This is a genomic window from Lysobacter sp. cf310 (assembly GCF_900114355.1).
Taxonomy (GTDB): domain Bacteria; phylum Pseudomonadota; class Gammaproteobacteria; order Xanthomonadales; family Xanthomonadaceae; genus Lysobacter.
Genome location: NZ_FOSS01000007.1, coordinates 109334 through 128413, shown reverse-complemented (window position 1 = coordinate 128413; position 19080 = coordinate 109334). Strand labels below are relative to the sequence as shown.

18 protein-coding genes are annotated in these 19080 nt (G+C 66.9%); 10 read left to right on the top strand and 8 right to left on the bottom strand.

The annotated features are described in order from the left end of the window. Window positions 1-436: 436 nt before the first annotated feature. Window positions 437-1246 carry a YfaZ family protein gene (locus BMZ45_RS20365; protein WP_254776713.1) on the bottom strand — a complete coding sequence of 270 codons (810 nt, stop codon included), beginning with the start codon at window positions 1244-1246 and terminating at the stop codon, window positions 437-439. Window positions 1247-1533: 287 nt separating this feature from the next. Continuing rightward, window positions 1534-1740: a DUF2061 domain-containing protein gene (locus tag BMZ45_RS20360; RefSeq protein ID WP_091638350.1), complete on the bottom strand. Its 207-nt coding sequence runs from the start codon at window positions 1738-1740 to the stop codon at window positions 1534-1536. A 333-nt stretch (window positions 1741-2073) separates the two neighbouring features. Between BMZ45_RS20360 and BMZ45_RS20355 the strand changes: the two genes are divergently transcribed. From BMZ45_RS20355 to BMZ45_RS20315, 9 genes are all read left to right on the top strand, one after another. Continuing rightward, window positions 2074-2442 carry a hypothetical protein gene (locus BMZ45_RS20355; protein WP_254776712.1) on the top strand — a complete coding sequence of 123 codons (369 nt, stop codon included), beginning with the start codon at window positions 2074-2076 and terminating at the stop codon, window positions 2440-2442. Between the two features lie 10 nt (window positions 2443-2452). Continuing rightward, window positions 2453-3277, top strand: coding sequence for a F0F1 ATP synthase subunit A (gene atpB / locus BMZ45_RS20350; protein WP_091638338.1), 825 nt, complete (start codon window positions 2453-2455; stop codon window positions 3275-3277). Window positions 3278-3356: 79 nt separating this feature from the next. Then, a complete protein-coding gene (atpE, locus tag BMZ45_RS20345; RefSeq protein WP_091638337.1) occupies window positions 3357-3623 on the top strand; it encodes a F0F1 ATP synthase subunit C in 267 nt (88 codons plus the stop codon). Between the two features lie 88 nt (window positions 3624-3711). Beyond that, window positions 3712-4182, top strand: a complete 471-nt coding sequence (locus tag BMZ45_RS20340) for a F0F1 ATP synthase subunit B (RefSeq protein WP_056180526.1) — start codon at window positions 3712-3714, stop codon at window positions 4180-4182. A gap of 43 nt (window positions 4183-4225) precedes the next feature. Beyond that, complete coding sequence (locus BMZ45_RS20335) at window positions 4226-4753, top strand: F0F1 ATP synthase subunit delta (protein ID WP_056180522.1); 528 nt, start codon at window positions 4226-4228, stop codon at window positions 4751-4753. Window positions 4754-4816: 63 nt separating this feature from the next. After that, window positions 4817-6367: a F0F1 ATP synthase subunit alpha gene (atpA, locus tag BMZ45_RS20330; protein WP_091638336.1), complete on the top strand. Its 1551-nt coding sequence runs from the start codon at window positions 4817-4819 to the stop codon at window positions 6365-6367. A gap of 103 nt (window positions 6368-6470) precedes the next feature. Beyond that, window positions 6471-7334 (top strand): F0F1 ATP synthase subunit gamma, encoded by an 864-nt coding sequence (atpG, locus tag BMZ45_RS20325; protein WP_091638335.1) that lies wholly within the window; start codon window positions 6471-6473, stop codon window positions 7332-7334. Between the two features lie 61 nt (window positions 7335-7395). Next, a complete protein-coding gene (gene atpD, locus BMZ45_RS20320) occupies window positions 7396-8799 on the top strand; it encodes a F0F1 ATP synthase subunit beta (RefSeq protein ID WP_091638334.1) in 1404 nt (467 codons plus the stop codon). A 166-nt stretch (window positions 8800-8965) separates the two neighbouring features. Then, on the top strand, window positions 8966-9391 hold the full coding sequence (locus BMZ45_RS20315; protein ID WP_091638333.1) for a F0F1 ATP synthase subunit epsilon: 426 nt from the start codon (window positions 8966-8968) through the stop codon (window positions 9389-9391). A gap of 202 nt (window positions 9392-9593) precedes the next feature. Here BMZ45_RS20315 and BMZ45_RS20310 read toward each other — a convergent pair whose 3' ends face one another. Continuing rightward, entirely contained in the window at window positions 9594-9977 is a 384-nt protein-coding gene (locus tag BMZ45_RS20310; RefSeq protein WP_056180506.1) for a GtrA family protein, read from the bottom strand. Window positions 9978-10121: 144 nt separating this feature from the next. Here BMZ45_RS20310 and glmU point away from each other — a divergent pair, with 144 nt between their 5' ends. Next, on the top strand, window positions 10122-11495 hold the full coding sequence (gene glmU, locus BMZ45_RS20305) for a bifunctional UDP-N-acetylglucosamine diphosphorylase/glucosamine-1-phosphate N-acetyltransferase GlmU (protein ID WP_091638332.1): 1374 nt from the start codon (window positions 10122-10124) through the stop codon (window positions 11493-11495). A gap of 218 nt (window positions 11496-11713) precedes the next feature. Here the strand turns inward: glmU and BMZ45_RS20300 are convergent, their stop codons facing one another. The 5 genes from BMZ45_RS20300 to BMZ45_RS20280 all read right to left on the bottom strand — a co-directional run bounded on the left by BMZ45_RS20300 (window position 11714) and on the right by BMZ45_RS20280 (window position 19057). Next, window positions 11714-13033, bottom strand: a complete 1320-nt coding sequence (locus BMZ45_RS20300; RefSeq protein WP_343124214.1) for a sensor histidine kinase — start codon at window positions 13031-13033, stop codon at window positions 11714-11716. 10 nt (window positions 13034-13043) lie between these two features. Beyond that, the gene (locus BMZ45_RS20295) at window positions 13044-14399 is read right to left on the bottom strand and encodes a sigma-54-dependent transcriptional regulator (RefSeq protein WP_091638331.1); all 1356 of its coding nucleotides are present in this window, start codon (window positions 14397-14399) and stop codon (window positions 13044-13046) included. 124 nt (window positions 14400-14523) lie between these two features. Further along, window positions 14524-16353: a DUF885 domain-containing protein gene (locus BMZ45_RS20290; protein WP_091638330.1), complete on the bottom strand. Its 1830-nt coding sequence runs from the start codon at window positions 16351-16353 to the stop codon at window positions 14524-14526. A gap of 149 nt (window positions 16354-16502) precedes the next feature. Beyond that, window positions 16503-17735, bottom strand: coding sequence for an ABC transporter permease (locus tag BMZ45_RS20285; protein WP_091638329.1), 1233 nt, complete (start codon window positions 17733-17735; stop codon window positions 16503-16505). Window positions 17736-17743: 8 nt separating this feature from the next. Continuing rightward, the gene (locus tag BMZ45_RS20280; protein WP_091638347.1) at window positions 17744-19057 is read right to left on the bottom strand and encodes an ABC transporter permease; all 1314 of its coding nucleotides are present in this window, start codon (window positions 19055-19057) and stop codon (window positions 17744-17746) included. Window positions 19058-19080: the final 23 nt, after the last annotated feature.

Sequence of the window (19080 nt, the reverse complement as noted above, 5' to 3'; positions counted from 1 at the left end):
TTCCGCCTGCTGCGCATGCGGGTCACTTGCCGTTGCTTCTAGCTCCCTCCTTTGAAAAAGGAGGGTTGGGGAGGATTTGCTTTTGCTGTTGCTTCGTCGGCTAGGTCCGAAGGTCAACAGCTTCCGCCTGCTGCGCATGCGGGTCACTTTCTCTTGCTAGCCCAAGAGAAAGTAACCAAAGAGAAGGGCTAGCGTGACCAAACCTCCCCTGCGGGTTCGGAGCTGGCGCGGGGATTTTTCGAATGGACATCCTTGTCCATTCGAAAAACGGCGCGCGTCCTGCGCGCCGCCCTTCGGGTCTACGGTTGGTCGTGTGAGTGCGGGGCTTTTGGGCTTCAATGCCGGGGCAACGGCAACGGCAACGGCAGCCGCAGCCGCAGCCGGAGCCGGAGCCGGAGCCGGAGCCGGAGCCGGAGCCGTTAGGCGGATTCGCCGATTAGAACGCGAACGTTACGCCGGCCATGGGGCCTTTGAAGCGCTGGTCCAGGCCGAGCACGCCGTCGCTGCCGCGCTGGTCCACGTCCAGCTTGAACCAGTCGTAGCCGACGAATACGCCGACGTTGGGCGTGAAGCGGTATTCGACCAGGGCGTTGGCGCGGCTGAGGTCGCCTTCGTAGTCGTCGAAATTGCCCCAGCTCGCGTCCAGGTACTGGCCCTGGGCGACGAAGCGCCAGTGTTCGTTCGGGGCCACGGTCAGGCGCGCGCCGACCACCGGCGCGTAGCCGTCGTCGCTGGAGCGCGATTCGTAGGTGTTGACGCCGGACTCGGCGTACAGCTTGCCTTCGAGCTTGGCGTACTCGACGCCCAGCTGCAGGCCGAGGCTGACGGTGTCGGTTTCGACCACCGCGTAATCGTAGACCACGCTGGCCAGTTCGAACTTGGCCTTCGCCTTGGCGAAGCTGCCGGCGGGAATGGTCACGTTGTCGAACGACAGGTCCTGGCCCAGCGTCGCGCGGCGGTCCTTGTCGTAGCCGAAATAGTTGAACAGCAGGCGGTTGCGTTCGCTGAAGCGGAACTGGCCTTCCAGGCGCGGCACCACTTCGTCGCCGCCGAAATCGAAGTCCTCGCTGAATTCGAACGGTTGGCCGGCGAACACGGTGCTGCCGCGCAGTTCGCTTTGCGCATCGACTTGCATCGCGCCCAGGCGCAGGGTGAAACGGTCGTCTTCGATGGCCTGCGCTGGCAGCGCGAATACGACGCCGGTCGCGGCCAGCGCGAGCGTCAGGGGCAGGGTCTTGGGGTTCACTAGTCGCACTCCGGATCGGGGGAAGGGCCGCGCGGCACAACAAAAGTGCACGGCGGCCTCATCAATGCCGGACTGCGGGTGCAACGGCCGTGAAAGCGCGCGTTTGAATCGCGCGATTCAAAGTGGCGAGATTCGAAAACGCGACTGATGTCACAAAAGGCGAAGCCCCGGCGGATAAGGCCGGGGCTTCGGGGAGCCCACCGCTGCTTTTGCCATTGACGAGGAGAGAGTGGCGGGGGGCGTTCCATAAGACTGACCGGGGTCGGGCGGAAAGGTTCCGCGCTCTTTCAGGTCGCCAGGGCGGCGGCCGCGGCTTCGGCCCGGCGGCGCTCGATCCGCTTCCAGACCTTCTCGTGCAGGTGAAAAGCCACGGTATTGCAGGCCGGTTCGACCAGGGCCAGGGCGCCGCCGACCCAAACGCTGCCGGTCATCAGGTAGCCGACCAGGAAGGCGACGGTGAAATGCACGCAGGCGAAGCTTACGGTCTTGCCCATGATGGCGGTCACTAAATGAGAATTATTCTCAATTGTGCACGCACGGATCGCGAAGTCAAATCGATAGACGCGTTCGCTTCGATAGTTGTGGGCTATTGAGTTTTCACCGCCGCACGTCCGTGTCGCGGACTTGACCTCCCAGGTAATTCAACGACCTACGCCGCGCACCCATAGTGTTGCGCATGGACCGAAGACGCATCGAAGCCGTCCTCACCGCGGGCACCGCCCCGCACGCGGCCGTGACGCCCGGCGGTTGCCCGAAACGCTTACGCGTTCTATACTTTTGCGGCTCTACCGGGCGCTTTGCGCCTACCCCAGACCGACGAGACCCGCGTGCACGATCCATTGTCCACGGGCCGCCGGCTGGCGTCGCGCGCGATTGCCTGGCAAGCCGGCGCGACGGCGCTGACCGCGCTGGCCTTCTTCCCCCTCGGTGCGCGCTACGCGCTAGCGGCGGCGGTTGGCGGAGGCGCGGTCTTTGCGGGTGCGGTGGTGGCGGCCTGGATGGCGCTAGGGGGCGGCGTGCAGCCTGCCGGGGCGGCCATAGGGCGCCTGCTGGCGGGGGTCATGTTGAAGTGGGTGGTGGTGTTCTTGATGCTCGGGCTGGGTCTGGCCGTGCTCCGGTTGCCGCCGCTGCCAATGCTGGTCGGAGTGCTCGCGGCGACGCTGGCCTTCGTGCTGGCCAATCTTTTGAAACGATAGGTGTCTTTTCGTGAGTGAACAGACCGGTTCGGGCGGCCTGAACGAATACATCAAGCACCACCTGACCCATAACACCACGGAGGTGTTCGGGGGGCAGTTCCATTTCGACTCGTGGATCGTCGCTCTGGTGTTGGGCTTGGTGTTCGTGACCTGGTTCGGCCTCGCAGCGCGCAAGGCCACCGCCGGCGTTCCCAGCAAGGGCCAGGCCTTCGTCGAGATGATCGTCGAGTTCATCGACGGCCAGGTGAAGGACACCTTCCACGGCGACCGCCGTTCGGTGACGCCGCTGGCGTTGACTATCTTCATGTGGGTCGTGTTCATGAACACGATGGACCTGCTGCCGCTGGATCTGTTCGGCTGGCTGGTCCACAGCACCGCCGGCGCCGAAGCCGCGCACCACACTTATTTCCGCGCCGTTCCCACCGCCGACCTCAACACCACGTTCGCGCTGTCGGCCTCGGTGTTCTTCATCCTGATCGGCCACGCGATCTCCGCCAAGGGCGGCCTGGGCTTCGGCAAGGAGCTGGTGACCGCGCCGTTCCACGCGCACGGCTTCATGCAGATCGTGCTGGTCCCGGTCAATCTGGCGATGAACATCATCGAATGGCTGGTCAAGCCGGTTTCGCTGGCGATGCGACTGTTCGGCAACATGTACGGCGGCGAGCTGGTGTTCATGCTCATCGCCGGCCTGCTCGGCAGCGTCTACACCTTCGTGCCGGGCGTGCTCGCCAATGCGGCCTGGGCGATCTTCCACATCCTGATCATCCTGCTGCAGGCCTTCATCTTCATGATCCTCACGGTCGTCTATATCGCCGGCGCCCGCGAGAGCCATTGATTCAAGTCGCGTTACCCAGCTGCACCCCCAATTCGTTTTCCCTTCACCGTTTAGCACTACCTCTACCAGGAGAAGCACCATGGAGTTCATCGCCAACGTTCAGGGTCTGACCGCGATCGCGATCGGCATCATCATCGGTCTCGGCGCGCTGGGCGCTTGCCTCGGCATCGCGCTCATGGGCTCGAAGTTCCTCGAATCCGCTGCCCGTCAGCCGGAGCTGGTGCCGATGCTGCAGGGCCGTATGTTCCTGCTCGCCGGCCTGATCGACGCCGCGTTCATCATCGGTCTCGCCGTGGCGCTGTTCTTCGCGTTCGCCAACCCGCTGATCAGCGTCCTCCAGGCCTGATCCGGGCCGGTTCGCGCCGCAACGCGCGAATCGGGCACACGGGCCGGCCACTCGGCCGGCTCCAGTACGACTACGTCGAGGACCCGTCATGAATCCCAACATGACTTTCTTCGGCCAGATGCTCTCCTTCGCGATCCTCGTCTGGTTCACGATGAAGTTCATTTGGCCGCCGCTGAACGCGGCCATCGAAGAACGCCAAAAGAAGATCGCCGAAGGCCTGGCCGCGGCGGAGCGTAGCCAGAAGGATCTCATCCAGGCGCAAGAGCGCGCGGATGCGGAACTTCGCGAGGCTCGCACCAAGGCCAACGAGATCATCGATCAGGCGCATCAGCGCGCCAATCAGATCATCGACCAGGCCAAGACCGATGCCGTCGTCGAAGCCACGCGCCAAAAGGCGCTGGCCGATGCCGAAATCGTCGCCGCCGCCACGCGTGCCCGCGAGGACCTGCGCAAGCAGGTGTCGACGCTGGCCGTCAGCGGTGCCGAGAAGCTGCTCAAGCGCGAGATCGACGCCAACGCCCACAAGGCGCTGCTCGACGATCTGGCCGCGCAGCTCTGAACGGCGCGCGACGCGAACGCACTGATCGGATAGCCCAAAGCTGATGAGCCAGAACCTCACACTCGCCCGCCCGTACGCCCGCGCCGCGTTCGCGTTGTCGCGCGACGGCGGTCGCTCCGCCGCCTGGTCGCAGGGCCTCGCCCTGGCCGCGCGCATCGCCGCCGACCCGCAGGTGCACGAGCTGCTCGCGCACCCGCGCCTGTCGTCGGCCGACGCCGTCGGCCTGATCGCGATCGATGGCGCCGACGAAGCCTATCTGCGCTTCCTCGGCCTGCTCGCCGACAACCGCCGGCTGAGCTTGCTGCCGGAGATCGCGGGCATGTTCGAGGAACTGCGCGCGGAAGCCGAACGCATCGTCAAGGCGCGCGTCACCGCCGCCAGCGAACTGCCGGCCGCCGAGCTCGAATCGATCAAGGCCGCGCTGACCAAGCGCTTCGGCCGCGAAGTCGAGATCGAGACCGCGGTCGACGCGTCGCTGATCGGCGGCGCGGTGATCGACGCGGGCGATGTGGTCATCGATGGCTCGCTCAAGGGCAAGCTCGCGCGCCTGCAGACCGCTCTCGCGGGCTGACCGGCGACCAGAACGAACTTAAATGCAAATCCGGCGGTATCGCCGGGCACAAGGGAACCACCCATGGCAAGCACGCAGCTCAACCCGTCCGAAATCAGCGAACTGATCAAGACCCGCATCGAGAAGGTCAAGCTGGCCGCCGAGGCGCGCAACGAAGGCACGGTCACCTCCGTGTCCGACGGCATCGTGCGCATCCACGGCCTGGCCGACGTGATGCAGGGCGAAATGATCGAGCTGCCGAACAACACCTACGCGCTGGCGCTGAACCTGGAGCGCGACTCGGTGGGCGCCGTGGTCCTGGGCGACTACGAGCACCTGCGCGAAGGCGACGTGGCCAAGACCACCGCACGCATCCTGGAAGTGCCGGTCGGCAACGAACTGCTCGGCCGCGTGGTCAACGCCCTGGGCGAGCCGATCGACGGCAAGGGCCCGATCGACGCCAAGCTGACCGCGCCGGTGGAGCGCGTCGCGCCGGGCGTGATCTGGCGTAAGTCGGTCGACCAGCCGGTGCAGACCGGTTACAAGACCGTCGACGCGATGATCCCGATCGGCCGCGGCCAGCGCGAGCTGATCATCGGCGACCGCCAGACCGGCAAGACCGCGATGGCGATCGACGCGATCATCAACCAGAAGGGCACCGGCATTAAGTGCGTGTACGTCGCGATCGGCCAGAAGGCCAGCTCGGTCGCCAACGTCGTGCGCAAGCTGGAAGAGAACGGCGCGCTCGCCCACACCATCGTGGTCGCCGCTACCGCTTCCGAGTCGGCCGCGATGCAGTACATCAGCGCCTACTCCGGCTGCACCATGGGCGAGTACTTCCTCGACCGCGGCGAAGACGCCCTGATCGTGTACGACGATCTGTCCAAGCAGGCCGTGGCCTACCGCCAGATCTCGCTGCTGCTGAAGCGTCCGCCGGGCCGCGAAGCCTACCCGGGCGACGTGTTCTACCTGCACTCCCGCCTGCTCGAGCGCGCCGCGCGCGTGTCCGAGGAGTACGTCGAGAAGTTCACCAACGGCGCGGTGAAGGGCAAGACCGGTTCGCTGACCGCGCTGCCGATCATCGAAACCCAGGCCGGCGACGTCTCGGCGTTCGTGCCGACCAACGTGATCTCGATCACCGACGGCCAGATCTTCCTGGAAACCGACCTGTTCAACGCCGGTATCCGTCCGGCCGTGAACGCCGGTATCTCGGTGTCCCGCGTCGGCGGCGCCGCCCAGACCAAGATCGTCAAGAAGCTGTCGGGCGGCATCCGTATCGCCCTGGCCCAGTACCGCGAGCTGGCTGCGTTCGCGCAGTTCGCCTCGGACCTGGACGAAGCCACCCGCAAGCAGCTCGAGCGCGGTCAGCGCGTCACCGAGCTGATGAAGCAGAAGCAGTACGCGCCGATGTCGATCGCGCTGCAGTCGCTGTCGATCTACGCGGTGGACAAGGGCTACATGGACGAAGTGCCGGTCGCCAAGATCGGTGCGTTCGAGGAAGCCCTGCACGCCCACTTCACTAACACCGCGGGCGAGCTGATCAGCAAGATCAACGCCACCGGTGCGTGGGACGACGAGATCGAAGGCGCCTTCAAGAAGGGCATCGAAGAGTTCAAGCAGACCGGGACCTGGTAAGCAGGCGACCGGGCCCGAGGGCCGGGTCGCCCCAGGCGATTCCGGCCGCGAGGACCGGCACACCCTTTCCTGATTCCACGAAGCGAACAAAGCGAGCGAAGAGATGGCAGGCGGACGCGAAATCAAGACGAAGATCAAGAGCGTGCAGAACACCCGCAAGGTGACGCGCGCGCTCGAGATGGTCTCGGCCTCCAAGATCCGCAAGGCGCAGGAGCGCATGAAGACCTCGCGTCCGTACGCGCGGGTGATGAAGCAGGTGATCGGTCATCTGGCTCAGGCCAATTCCGATTACCAGCATCCGTACATGATCGAGCGCAAGGAAACCAAGCGCGTCGGTTACATCATCGTCTCCTCCGACCGCGGCCTGGCCGGCGGCCTCAACAACAACCTGTTCCGCAAGCTGCTGGGCGAAATGCGCAAGTGGCAGGAGCAGGGCGTCGAGGTCGACGTGGTCACCATCGGCCAGAAGGCCTCGGTGTTCTTCCGCCGGATCAAGGTCAACATGCTGGCGTCGGTCACCCACCTGGGCGACAAGCCGCATCTGGAGCAGCTGGTCGGCGTGATCAAGGTGATGCTGGACGCGTACAGCGCCGGCAACATCGACCGCGTGTTCCTGACCTACAACGACTTCGTCAACACCATGACGCAGCGCGCGGCGTTCGATCAGCTGCTGCCGCTGCCGGAGCCGGAAACGCAGGTCGCCCATCACGACTGGGACTACATCTACGAACCCGATGCGAAGACCGTGCTGGAGCACGTGCTGACGCGCTACATCGAGTCGCTGGTGTACCAGGCGGTGCTGGAGAACGTCGCGTCCGAGCACGCCGCCCGCATGGTGGCGATGAAGGCGGCCAGCGACAACGCCGGCAAGCTGATCGACACCCTGAAGCTGGTCTACAACAAGGCCCGTCAGGCTGCGATCACGCAGGAAATCTCCGAAATCGTCGGCGGCGCCGCGGCGGTCTAAACCATTCACGCGGACGCCTGTCGCGGCCGCCAAGCAGCATTAAGTTACTGAGGAAAGAACCATGAGCCAGGGCAAGATCGTTCAGATCATCGGTGCGGTCGTCGACGTCGAGTTCGCGCGCGCGGAAGTGCCGAAGGTGTACGACGCGTTGAAGGTCGCCAACACCGACATCACGCTGGAAGTGCAGCAGCAGCTCGGCGACGGCATCGTGCGTACCATCGCACTGGGTTCGACCGACGGCCTCAAGCGCAACCTGATCGCGACCAACACCGGTAGCGCGATCTCGGTGCCGGTGGGCGCTGGCACCCTGGGCCGCATCATGGACGTGCTGGGCAACCCGATCGACGAAGCCGGCCCGGTGCAGGCGACCGATCATTGGGAAATCCACCGTTCGGCTCCGTCCTACGAGGACCAGTCCTCGGCCAACGACCTGCTCGAAACCGGCATCAAGGTCATCGACCTGATGTGCCCGTTCGCGAAGGGCGGCAAGGTCGGCCTGTTCGGCGGCGCCGGCGTCGGCAAGACCGTCAACATGATGGAACTCATCAACAACATCGCCAAGGCGCACAGCGGTCTGTCCGTGTTCGCCGGCGTGGGCGAGCGTACCCGCGAGGGCAACGACTTCTACCACGAGATGAAGGACTCCAACGTCCTCGACAAGGTGGCGATGGTGTACGGCCAGATGAACGAGCCGCCGGGCAACCGTCTGCGCGTGGCCCTGACCGGCCTGACCATGGCCGAGTACTTCCGCGACGAGAAGGACGCGTCCGGCAAGGGCAAGGACGTGCTGCTGTTCGTCGACAACATCTACCGCTACACCCTGGCCGGTACCGAAGTGTCGGCGCTGCTGGGCCGTATGCCGTCGGCGGTGGGTTACCAGCCGACCCTGGCCGAGGAAATGGGCGTCCTGCAGGAGCGCATCACCTCGACCAAGACCGGTTCGATCACCTCGATCCAGGCCGTGTACGTGCCCGCGGACGACCTGACCGACCCGTCGCCGGCGACCACCTTCGCCCACCTCGACGCGACCGTCGTGTTGAGCCGTAACATCGCTTCGCTGGGCATCTACCCGGCCGTGGACCCGCTGGACTCGACCTCGCGTCAGCTCGACCCGAACGTGATCGGCGCCGAGCACTACGACACCGCGCGCCGCGTCCAGTCGACCCTGCAGAAGTACAAGGAACTGAAGGACATCATCGCGATCCTGGGCATGGACGAGCTGTCGGAAGAAGACAAGCAGGCCGTGTCGCGCGCGCGCAAGATCGAGCGTTTCTTCTCGCAGCCGTTCCACGTGGCCGAAGTCTTCACCGGCGCGCCGGGCAAGTACGTTTCGCTGAAGGACACGATCCGCGGCTTCAAGGGCATCGTCGACGGCGAATACGACCACCTGCCGGAGCAGGCGTTCTACATGGTCGGCGCGATCGAAGAAGCGGTCGAGAAGGCCAAGAAGATGGGCGTGGGCTAAAAACCACGGCGGCCTCTCCCGTCCGACGGGAGAGGGGTAGGGCGAGGACGGTTTTGCGGTTGTCGATAGTGCGGTAACCAGGTTCGCGCTCGAAGCTCCGTGTGCCCTCACCCCTGCCCTCTCCCGCGTCGCGGGAGAGGGGGTTAACGAATAGAGGCGTTTCTTTATGGCATCCACCTTCCGTTGCGACATCGTCAGCGCCGAGGAAGAAATCTTCCACGGCGAAGCGACGCTGCTGGTCGCCACCGGCGAAATCGGCGAGCTCGGCATCGCGCCGCGCCACGCGCCGCTGATCACGCGCCTCAAGCCCGGCAAGGTCGTGGTGACCCTGCCCAACGGCGAGCACCTGGACTTCGCCGTGTCCGGCGGCATCCTGGAAGTGCAGCCGCAGGTCGTGACCGTGCTGGCCGACACCGCGATCCGCGCTCAGGACATCGACGAAGCCGCCGTGCGCGCCGCCAAGGAAGAGGCCGAGCGCATCCTGTCGAAGAAAGATCCGAAGATGAGCGCGGAAGAGGCACAGGCGCAGTTGGCGATGAGCGTTGCCCAGCTGAGCGCCCTGGAGCGTCTGCGCAAGAACATGAAGCACTGATCGCGCGCCACCGCGTCGCGAACGAAACGCCGGCCTCGCGCCGGCGTTTTTGTTTGGAGCATTCGATCAGCCCTGGGATAGGAGCGGCGTGAGCCGCGACCACGAAACCTCGGTCGCCGGAGAGTCCGCGCGTGCGAGGCAGGGTCGCGGCTTATGACCGAAGGCAATCCCTGTGGGACGCCGCTCCTGCCGCAAAGCCCGGTCAGCGGCGATAGATCCAGTACCGCGACAGCAGGAAGCCGATCGCGCCCAGCACCAGTTCCACCGCGGGCTTGGCCAGCCAGGTCCAGGTCAGGCCGACCGCGTCGTCGATCGCGCCCATGGCCCAGGTGCTGGCCAGGGTGGTCGCGATCCACATGCCCAGGAAACGGCCGAACTGACGGCGCCCGACGCGGGTGTCGTCGCCGGCGAAGGTGATGCGGCCGTTGAGCCAGAAGCCGAGCAGGGCGCCGCTGACGCGGCCGGCGATGTTGGCCGGCTCCACCGCCATGCCGGCGTGACTGAGCGCGACCATCACCCCCCAGTCCAGCAGCCATTGGATCAGGCCGATGATGAGGTAGTGGCGGCCCTGGCGACCCAGGCTCATCCGGCGCGGCTCCGCGGACGGCGGCGCGCCGAGGCGCGGGGGCGTGAATGGCGCGGGGTCGGATTCGGCACCGCCGCATCCTAGCAGGGCCGGCGCGGCTAGAATCACTGTTCACTGAACGCGTAAACGCCTCCCGGAGTCCGCATGGCCGCACCCCTGCATGTCGTCATCCTCGCCGCCGGCGAGGGCAAGCGCATGAAGTCCGATACCGCCAAGGTGCTGCAGAAGATCGGCGGACGGCCGATGCTCGCGCACGTGATCGCGACCGCGCGCGCGCTGGATTCGGCGGGCATCCACGTGGTCTACGGCCACGGCGGCGAGCAGGTGCGCACGGCGTTCGCCGATCAGCCGGACCTGCATTGGGCCGAACAATCGCAGCGCCTGGGCACCGGCCATGCCGTGCAGCAGGCGATGCCGGGCGTGCCGCAGGATGCGCGCGTGCTGGTGCTGTACGGCGACGTGCCGTTGACCACGCCGGCGACCCTGCAGCGTCTGTTGGACGCGCCGGGCCGGCTGGCGGTGCTGGTCGCCGACCTGATCGATCCCACCGGCTACGGCCGCATCGTGCGCGACGCCGAGGGCCGGGTCGGCCAGATCGTCGAGCACAAGGACGCCGACGAAGCGCAGCGCGAGATCCGCACCGTCAACACCGGCATCCTGGTCTGCGACGGCGAGCCCTTGCGGCGCTGGCTGCAGAACCTGGGCAACGACAACGCTCAGGGCGAGTACTACCTCACCGACGTCTTCGCCGCCGCCGCCGCCGAGTTCAGCGCCGCCGAAATGGTGCACGTGAGCGATCCGCTGGAAGTCGAGGGCGTGAACGATCCCTGGCAGCTGGCGCAGATGGAGCGCGCATTCCAGCGCCGCGCCGCGCGTACGCTGTGCGAACAGGGCGCGCGTCTGGCCGATCCGAACCGCTTCGACCAGCGCGGCGAGGTCAGCGTCGGTCGCGACGTCGAGATCGACGTGGACGTGATTCTGGAAGGTCGGGTCGAACTCGCCGACGGCGTGCGCATCGGCCCGTTCTGCCGCCTCAAGGACGTGACCCTGGGGCCGGGCACGGAAGTGCGCGCGCATTGCGATCTCGACGGCGTGGTGGTCGAGGGCGCGGCCCAGATCGGCCCGTACTCGCGCCTGCGTCCGGGCACCGTGCTCGCCGACGGCGTGCACGTGGGCAACTTCGTCGAGACCAAGAACGCGCGTCTGGGCGTGAGCAGCAAGGCCAATCATCTGGCCTATCTGGGCGACGCGAGCATCGGCAGCGGCGTGAACGTCGGCGCCGGCACCATCACCTGCAACTACGACGGCGTCAACAAATCGACCACCGTGATCGAGGACGGCGCCTTCATCGGTTCCAACTCGGCCTTGGTGGCGCCGGTGACCATCGGCGCGGGCGCGACCATCGGCGCCGGCTCGGTGATCGGCAAGAACGCGCCGGAAGGCAAGCTCACCGTCGCGCGCGCGCGCCAGGTCACGATCGATGGCTGGCAGCGGCCGGTGAAGAAGCCCAAGGCTTGAGGTAGGTAGTTGGAGGTTTCCCTCCAATCACTCGAAGTACTTCCCCCCTCCCCGAACAGTTCCCCCCTTTGAAAAAGGGGGGCTAGGGGGGATTTGCTGTTGCTGTTGCTGTTGCTGGTTCGTCCAAGGCAAAAGCAAATCCCCCCTGGCCCCCCTTTTTCAAAGGGGGGAATTCAAAAGCAAGGGGATGGGGGAAGGCGTAGGCGACGAAACTACGCTCAATCCGGAATCAGCATCGACACGCACAAGCCGCCGCCTTCGCGGTTGAGCAGGGCGATGCGGCCGCCGTGGGCTTCGGCGATTTCGCGCGCCAGGGCCAGGCCCAGGCCGGTGCCGTTGCGCTTGGTCGAGTAGAACGGCAGCAGCGCGTTCGCCAGCACCGCTTCGTTCATGCCGCTGCCGCGGTCGAGCACGTCGATGCGCCAGGCGTCGGGCGTGCGCCGCAGCACCAGACGCACCTCTTCGGGCTTGGAGCCGGACTCGTGCGCGTTCTTGAGCAGGTTGAGCAGGCTCTGCTCCATCTGCGCGGCGTCGAAATGGACGATGCCTTCCTGGCCGCGCGCGCGGCCGTCGTAGACGAAGTCGACCTGACTGCGCAGTTGGGCCAGGAAGCGCGACCACTCCACCGCTTCCAGACGCGGCGCCGGCAGCTTGGCGAAGCGCGCGTAGTCGCGGATGAAGCCCTCCAGATGACGCGCGCGCTCCTCGATCGTGGTCAGCGCGGTCGGCAGCTTGTCGTACTGACCGCGGCGCACCAGCTCGGCGCCGGAGTGGGCGAGCGAGGCGATCGGCGCCAGCGAGTTGTTGAGCTCGTGGCTGATCACCCGGATCACCTTCTTCCAGGTCTGCACTTCCTGGCGCCGCAGCTCGGCGGTGAGCTGGCGCAGCAGCACCAGCTCGTGGTGGCGGCCGTTGAGGCGGAACATGCGCCGGGCGAGATGGTAGATATCTTCGTTGTCCTCGTCGCCGACGGTGAACATGCCGTCGCCGCCGCGATCGAAGGCCTCGCGCACGGGCTCGGGCGCGCGCGTGAGCAGGTCCTCGAAGGACTGGCCCTCGAGCCGGCGGCCCTCGCCCAGCATCTTGCGCGCGGCCAGATTGGCGTGGACCACGCGCCGGCTCGGATCGACCAGCAGCATCGCCACCGGGGTGTTCTGGACCATGGTGTCCAGCAGCAGCTCGCGTTGCACCAACGACAGCCGCTGTTCGCGCAGAGCCTCGCCGAGGCGGTTGTGGCTGGCGACCAATTCGCCGAGCTCGCCGCGGCCCGCCCACGACAGGCCGAAGCTGTAATCGCCGTCGCGGTAGCTGGCGACGCTGCCGGCCAGGGCGCGGAACAACGAGTTCATCGGCGCGAACGCGCGCCGCACGTGGTAGATCAACAGCGGCAGCAGCAGCGCCACCGCCAACGCCGGCGCCATCCAGCGCTGCGGCAGCAGGGTGTCCAGCCAGCTGGTCAAGGCGGTGCCTACGATCAGGTAAGCCAGCGCGATCGCGCTGAAGCTCAGGCTCAGGGGCAGACGGCGCAACCAGCGCATCGCGATCTCCTCAGTCCCGTTTTATGCCGAGTCGGTCGAGCCGGCGGTACAAGGCCTGGCGCGACAAACCCAGTTCGCTGGCGGCCTGCGCGAGCACGCCGCCCGCGCGTTCCAGCGCGGCCTCGATGCTGGCGCGATCGGGTTCGTCGCCGCCGGAGGCCGCGACGCTGGCGCTGGCCGCCGGCAGGCCGAGGTCGGCGACCCCGATATCCTCGCCGCGCGCCAGCAGCACCGCGCGCTGCAGGGTGTTGCGCAGTTCGCGCACGTTGCCCGGCCAGGCGTGCGCGACCAGAGCGTGCTCGGCGTCCTCGCTCAGGCGCTTGCGGCCGTCGGGCGCGAGTTCGCGCAGGAACTTGCGCGCCAGCGGCAGCACGTCGTCCGAGCGCTCGCCCAGCGGCGGCAGGTGGATCTCGATGGTGTTGAGGCGGTAGTACAGGTCTTCGCGGAAGCGGCCGTCGCGGATCATCGCCGGCAGATCGGCGTTGGTCGCGCTGATCACGCGCACCTTGACCTGGCGTTCGCGGTTGGAGCCCAGGCGTTCGAAGCGGCCGGTCTCGAGCACGCGCAGCAGCTTCATCTGGCCGGCCAGCGGCAGGTTGCCGATCTCGTCCAGGAACAGGGTGCCGCCATCGGCCGCTTCGAACTTGCCTTCGCGCGCCTTGCTGGCGCCGGTGTAGGCGCCGGCGTCGGCGCCGAACAATTCGGCCTCGATCAGCTCCGAGGGCAGGGCGCCGCAGTTGAGCGTCACGAACGGGCCGGACTTGACCGAGGAATTGGCCTGCACGATCTCGGCGATCTTTTCCTTGCCGGCGCCGTTGGGGCCGGTGATCAGCACCGGCACGTCGGCGCGCGCGACATGTCCGGCCAACTCGACCACGCGCGCCAGCGCCTCGGACGCGAACACCAGGCCGCGCAGGTCGTAGCGCGATTCGAGTTCGCGCTGCACGCGCTTGCGCTGGTCGTGCAGGCGCGCGACTTCGCGCGTGCTCGCCGACAGTTCCAGCAGGTTCTCGACGCTGGCCAACAGCTTCTGATCGTCCCAGGGCTTGGCCAGGTAGTCGGCGGCGCCGGCCTTGGCCAGGTCGACCGCGATGTCCAGATGCGTCCAGGCGGTGAGCAGGATGATCGGCAGGTCGGGGTGGCGCGCGCGGATGGCGCGGAACAGGGCCACGCCTTCCTCGCCCGAGGTGGTGTCGGCACTGAAGTTCATGTCCTGGATCACCAGGCCGATCTGCTCGCGTTCCAGCGCCTGCAGGCCGTCCTCCGGCGATTGCGCGGTGAGCACGCGGATCTCGCGCAGGCCGAACAGCAGGTCCAGCGCGGTGCCGACCGCGGGGTTGTCGTCGATCACCAGGACGGTGCGCATAAGGCTCCGGAACGTTGAGGGTGCGGCGACGTGCGCGACGTCGCCACGGGTCCGGCGGAAGTATAGCCAGCGCCGCCGCGCGGCAGCGGCGCGCGTGCGCCGATACCGCGCGACGGCGCGAGGGTCACGGCGCGCCCGTGGCCGCGCCGCTGGCGCGGGTGCGGGCGATCCAGCCGTCGACGCGCTGCTCCAGCGTGTCCAGTGGCAGGGCGCCGCCGCCCAGGACCTGGTCGTGGAAGGCGCGGATGTCGAAGCGATCGCCCAGCGCGGTCTGCGCGCGCTCGCGCAGCTCGACGATCTTCAGCTCGCCGATCTTGTAGGCCAGCGCCTGGCCGGGATTGGCGATGTAGCGATCGACCTCGGCCTGGATGCTGACCTCGTCCGAATCCGAATGCTCGCGGTACCAACTCACCATCTGATCGCGCGTCCAACGCTTGTGGTGCACGCCGGTGTCCAGTACCAGGCGGTTGGCGCGCACCAGTTCCTGGGCCAGGCGGCCGAAGTCGCTGTACGGATCCTGGTAGAAGCCCAGTTCCTTGCCCAGGCGTTCGGAGTACAGGCCCCAGCCTTCGATGTAGGCGGTCTCTCCGATCAGGCGGCGGAACGGCGGCAGCTCGGGCAGGGCGCGGGTGATCGAGTTCTGCAGGTGATGACCGGGAATGCCTTCGTGATAGGCGATCGCCTCGATCGGCAGCAGCAGGCGCTCGGTCGGCGAGCCGGTATTGATCATGATCATGCCCGGGCGCGAGCCGTCTGGCGTGCCGGGCATGTAGCCGGCCGCGGACGCGGACTTTTCGCGGTAGGGTTCGATCGCGCGCACTTCGACGCCGGTCTTGGGCAGCATGCCGAACAGTTCCGGCAGGCGCGGCTCCATCTGGGTCACGTACTTGCGATACAGCTCCAGGATCTGCTCGCGCGATTGCGCATGCTGCTTGGGATCCTGACGCACCGCGACGCGCATCGCCTTGAGGTCGGCGTAACCGAGCTTGCGCGCGATCTCGGTCTGGGTCCGCTCGATGCGCGCCACTTCCGACAGGCCCAACTGATGGATCTGCTCGGCGCTCATCGAGGTCGAGGCCTGCTGGCGGATCTGGTAGGCGTACAACGCCTCGCCGTTGGGCAGCGACCACAGGCCCAGGGTTTCGCCGCCCTGCGGCGCGTATTCCTTGGCGACGAATTCGGACAGCTTGCGATAGGCCGGACGTACCTGCTCGTCGACCGCGGCGAGCACGGCCTTGCGGATGCGCTCGCGCTCGGCGGCCGGCACGCTGTCGGGGAACTTCTGCAGCGGCTGGGCGAACACGTTGTCGGCGCCGGCGGGATTGGCGATGCCGTCGCACTGCCCCACCACCTTTTCCAGCAGATAACGCGGCGGTATCAGCCCGTCCTTGGCGCCCTGGCGCGCGCGCTCGGTGACCTGGTCCAGCAGCTTGGGCATGCTGCGCAGGCGCGCGATGTATTCGTCGTACTGCTTGACGTCGTTGAACGGGAATGCGCTGGCGATGATGGGCAGCAGCAGGTGGATGCCGTTCATCTGGTCCAGCGGCACCTCGTGCAGCTTGAGGCGGTAGAACTCGCGATCGCTTTCCAGGCGCCGGATCATCAGCTCCAGATTGAGGCGGTCGGCGTCGGCCAGCCCGTTGGGATCGATCGCGCGGAAGCGCTTGAGCAAGGCTTCGAGATCGCGGGTCTGCTTGGCGACGGCGGCCAGCGAGAAATCGCTCCAGCCGGAGTTGTAGCGATAGTCGCCGAAGAAGCTGGCCTGCTCCGGCGCTTCGCGCAGGAAGGTCTGCCATTGCTCGTCAATCAGGGCGTTGAGCGCGCGAGTGCGTGCGGCGACGTCGGTGCTGGCGGCGCTGGACGTCGGCGCGGCCGCGGGAGCGGCGTGTACGCCGCCGATGGCCAGGCTCAGGGCGATCGCGAGGGCATGCAGGGCGGTGGTGCGTGGGGACATGAGTTCGGGCTCCGTACCGGATGTTGAGACGACCCGGTCCGGGCCCGTCCAGCGCGGAGGCTGGACGGGCTTGCGGACCGACTCGGAGAGACTAGAGGGCGCGCCGCGCGCGCGCCCGGAACTGCGCCACGCGTTCGCAATCGAACGCGTCAGATCGAGCGGGTCGCCACCGCCGGCGGTACGGCGGCGGCGCGACGCGCCGGACCGAACACCGCGATCTGACCCAGCGCCCACAACGCGACCGCACCCAGCGGCAGGTAGATCGCCGGCAGTCGTGGCAGTTCGTAGGTGCTCATCAGCACCATGTTGATGCCGTAGGCCAGCGCCATGCCGATCATGATGCCGAGCGTGGCGAGCAGGAAGTTTTCGGTCTGGAAGTAGCGCAGCACCTGGCCGCGGGTCGCGCCCAGCGCACGGCGCACGCCGATCTGCTTGGTCCGCTGCTGCACCCAGAAGCTGGCCAGGCCGACGATGCCCAACGCGGTCACTACCAGCAGCGCGATGCACACCGCGACCAGCAGCCAGGCCATCGAACGGTCCTGCTGATAGAACTCGTGGCGCATCGTTTCCATGGTCTTGGTCTGGTCTTCCAGGATGATGCGGGTCGGGCCGCTCTTCTCCAGCGCCGCGACCGCCGCCTTCAGGGTCTCGTCGCGGCGGCTGGGATCCACGCGCAGCAGATAGTTGCCGCCCACCTCGTAGGTCACCCGGATCGGGAAGATCATCGAGTACTCGTACTCGCCGGCGCCGCCGCGGTTGTTCGGACGCGCCAGGTGATCGACCACGCCGACCACGCGAATCGGCTTCGGACCCCAGCTGTAGAACACCTTGCCGACCGCGTTCTCGCCCGGGAACAGCTTCTCGGCCACGACCTTGGTGATGATCGCCGCCGGCACGCCGGCGTCGGCGGGCAGTTTGTCGAAGTCTTCGTAGTTGATGTATTCGTCGTTGGTGAAGCGACGGCCGGCGATCAGGTTCAGGCCCAGGGTATCGAGCAGCTGCTCGTCGCCGAAGTAGGTGGTCGCGCTCAGGTTCGGGAACGGCTGATCCTGCTTCACGCTCACGCCGCTGTTCCAGGACGAGTTGCCGAACGTGACCTGGTTGCTCACGGTGGCGGCCTTGACCCCCGGCAGCCCGCGCAACGCGGCCAGATCGGCCTGGGTGACGGCGCGCGCGTCCTCGTTGTTGTTGATGCCGGTCAGCTGCACCCGCACGATTTCGTTCTCGGCCAGGCCGCTGGTGCGGTTCATCAGTTCCAGGCGGTTGCTGATCAGGAACACCGCGTTGCAGATGATGGCGCAGCTCAAGGCGATCTCGAACACGATCAGCGCGGCGGCGGTCTTGTGGCGACGCAGGGTCGTCAGGATGGGGCGGATGTCCATGGTGGGCCTCACTGGCTCTTGAGCTGGATGGCGGGGGTCACCTGGCAGGCATGCCAGGCCGGCAACAGGCCGGCCAGCACGCTGGCGACGACCGCGATCACGAAGGTGGCGACCAGCATGGTCGGATCCAGATGGGCGAGTTCGGCGTAACTGGCCGGTTGCTGGCGCACCGCCCACAGGCCCAGCATCGCCAGACCCAGGCCGATCACGCCGCCGACCAGGCCGACGGTGCCGGCTTCGACCAGACATTGGGCGAAAATCGCGCGGCGCGAGGCGCCGAGCGCGCGGCGCACGCCGATCTCGTTGGCGCGGCGCAGGAACTTGGCTAGCAGCAGGCCGACGGTGTTGAGCAGGCACACCAGCAGGAAGCCGAACGCCAGCCAGGTCTGCAGGCGCACGTCGGAGGGCACGACCTTGTTGTGGTCCAGCCAGTCCATCACGTTGTACAGGCGCACGTTGGTCGGGCGCTCGAAGCGGCCGGCGCGGCGCTGTTCGTCGGAGTAGTTGCCCAGGTAGGCCAGGTAGTCCTTGGCCTTGTCGGCCGAGTCCAGCTCCACCCAGTACTGCAGCCAGGCGCAGGGGGCGTTGAGCGCGTGCGAGCCTTCGGGGTCGTCGTTGCGGCTCTCGCCCCAGCAGTTCATGTCGCCGTTGTTGCCCATGCGCAGGGCCAGCGAGGTCGAGAACGGGATGAACACCTGCTCGCCGCGGCCGAACTTCTCGTTGCTCAGGTCGTAGAAGCGCGGCGTCGGGCGCCAGCTGTCGATCACGCCGACCACGCGGAACTCCGACTCGTTGATCCGGATCGGCTTGCCGACGCTGGGGCCGGCGCCGTACAGCTTCTCGCTGAGCTCCTTGCTGATCACCGCCACGCGCGCGCGGCTCTCGTCGTCGCTGGCCTTCCAGCCGCCGCCCTGCAGGAAGGGCACGTCGAACATCGCGAACATATCGGCGGAGGTGAAGCGCGCGTCGGACATGAAGGGCGTCAGGCCCTGGCGCTCGGGTTCGATATTGGCCGAACCGGCGGTCATCACGGCCTGGCGCTGGGCGCGCTTGGCGCGCAGCAGGGCTTCGGAGTCGAAGCGGGTCATCTGGAACGAGGGATCCTCGCCCGGGGTGTAGCCGTCCTTGGTGCGCGGGTCCATCTGCACGTAGAACAGGCGATCGCTCTTGCTCGGAATGGGATCGCCGGAGAGCACGTAGAACACGGTCAGCGTGGTCATGCTCGCGCCGATGCCGAGCGCGATGGCGAGCACCATCAGCGCGGTCAGCATCTTGTTGCGGCGGAAGCTGCGGAACGCCAGGTCGAGGTAGTAGCCGAACATGGAGTTGGCGGTCATCGCGGCGT

What these genes read in the sequence shown, in the direction of transcription:
- BMZ45_RS20360 (WP_091638350.1), bottom strand. Translation starts at nt 1,740, where the DNA reads ATGGGCAAGACCGTAAGCTTCGCCTGCGTGCATTTCACCGTCGCCTTC.
- atpE (WP_091638337.1), top strand. Translation starts at nt 3,357, where the DNA reads ATGGAGTTCATCGCCAACGTTCAGGGTCTGACCGCGATCGCGATCGGC.
- BMZ45_RS20340 (WP_056180526.1), top strand. Translation starts at nt 3,712, where the DNA reads ATGAATCCCAACATGACTTTCTTCGGCCAGATGCTCTCCTTCGCGATC.
- BMZ45_RS20335 (WP_056180522.1), top strand. Translation starts at nt 4,226, where the DNA reads ATGAGCCAGAACCTCACACTCGCCCGCCCGTACGCCCGCGCCGCGTTC.
- atpA (WP_091638336.1), top strand. Translation starts at nt 4,817, where the DNA reads ATGGCAAGCACGCAGCTCAACCCGTCCGAAATCAGCGAACTGATCAAG.
- atpG (WP_091638335.1), top strand. Translation starts at nt 6,471, where the DNA reads ATGGCAGGCGGACGCGAAATCAAGACGAAGATCAAGAGCGTGCAGAAC.
- atpD (WP_091638334.1), top strand. Translation starts at nt 7,396, where the DNA reads ATGAGCCAGGGCAAGATCGTTCAGATCATCGGTGCGGTCGTCGACGTC.
- BMZ45_RS20315 (WP_091638333.1), top strand. Translation starts at nt 8,966, where the DNA reads ATGGCATCCACCTTCCGTTGCGACATCGTCAGCGCCGAGGAAGAAATC.
- BMZ45_RS20310 (WP_056180506.1), bottom strand. Translation starts at nt 9,977, where the DNA reads ATGAGCCTGGGTCGCCAGGGCCGCCACTACCTCATCATCGGCCTGATC.
- glmU (WP_091638332.1), top strand. Translation starts at nt 10,122, where the DNA reads ATGGCCGCACCCCTGCATGTCGTCATCCTCGCCGCCGGCGAGGGCAAG.
- BMZ45_RS20300 (WP_343124214.1), bottom strand. Translation starts at nt 13,033, where the DNA reads ATGCGCTGGTTGCGCCGTCTGCCCCTGAGCCTGAGCTTCAGCGCGATC.
- BMZ45_RS20295 (WP_091638331.1), bottom strand. Translation starts at nt 14,399, where the DNA reads ATGCGCACCGTCCTGGTGATCGACGACAACCCCGCGGTCGGCACCGCG.
- BMZ45_RS20290 (WP_091638330.1), bottom strand. Translation starts at nt 16,353, where the DNA reads ATGTCCCCACGCACCACCGCCCTGCATGCCCTCGCGATCGCCCTGAGC.
- BMZ45_RS20285 (WP_091638329.1), bottom strand. Translation starts at nt 17,735, where the DNA reads ATGGACATCCGCCCCATCCTGACGACCCTGCGTCGCCACAAGACCGCC.
- BMZ45_RS20280 (WP_091638347.1), bottom strand. Translation starts at nt 19,057, where the DNA reads ATGTTCGGCTACTACCTCGACCTGGCGTTCCGCAGCTTCCGCCGCAAC.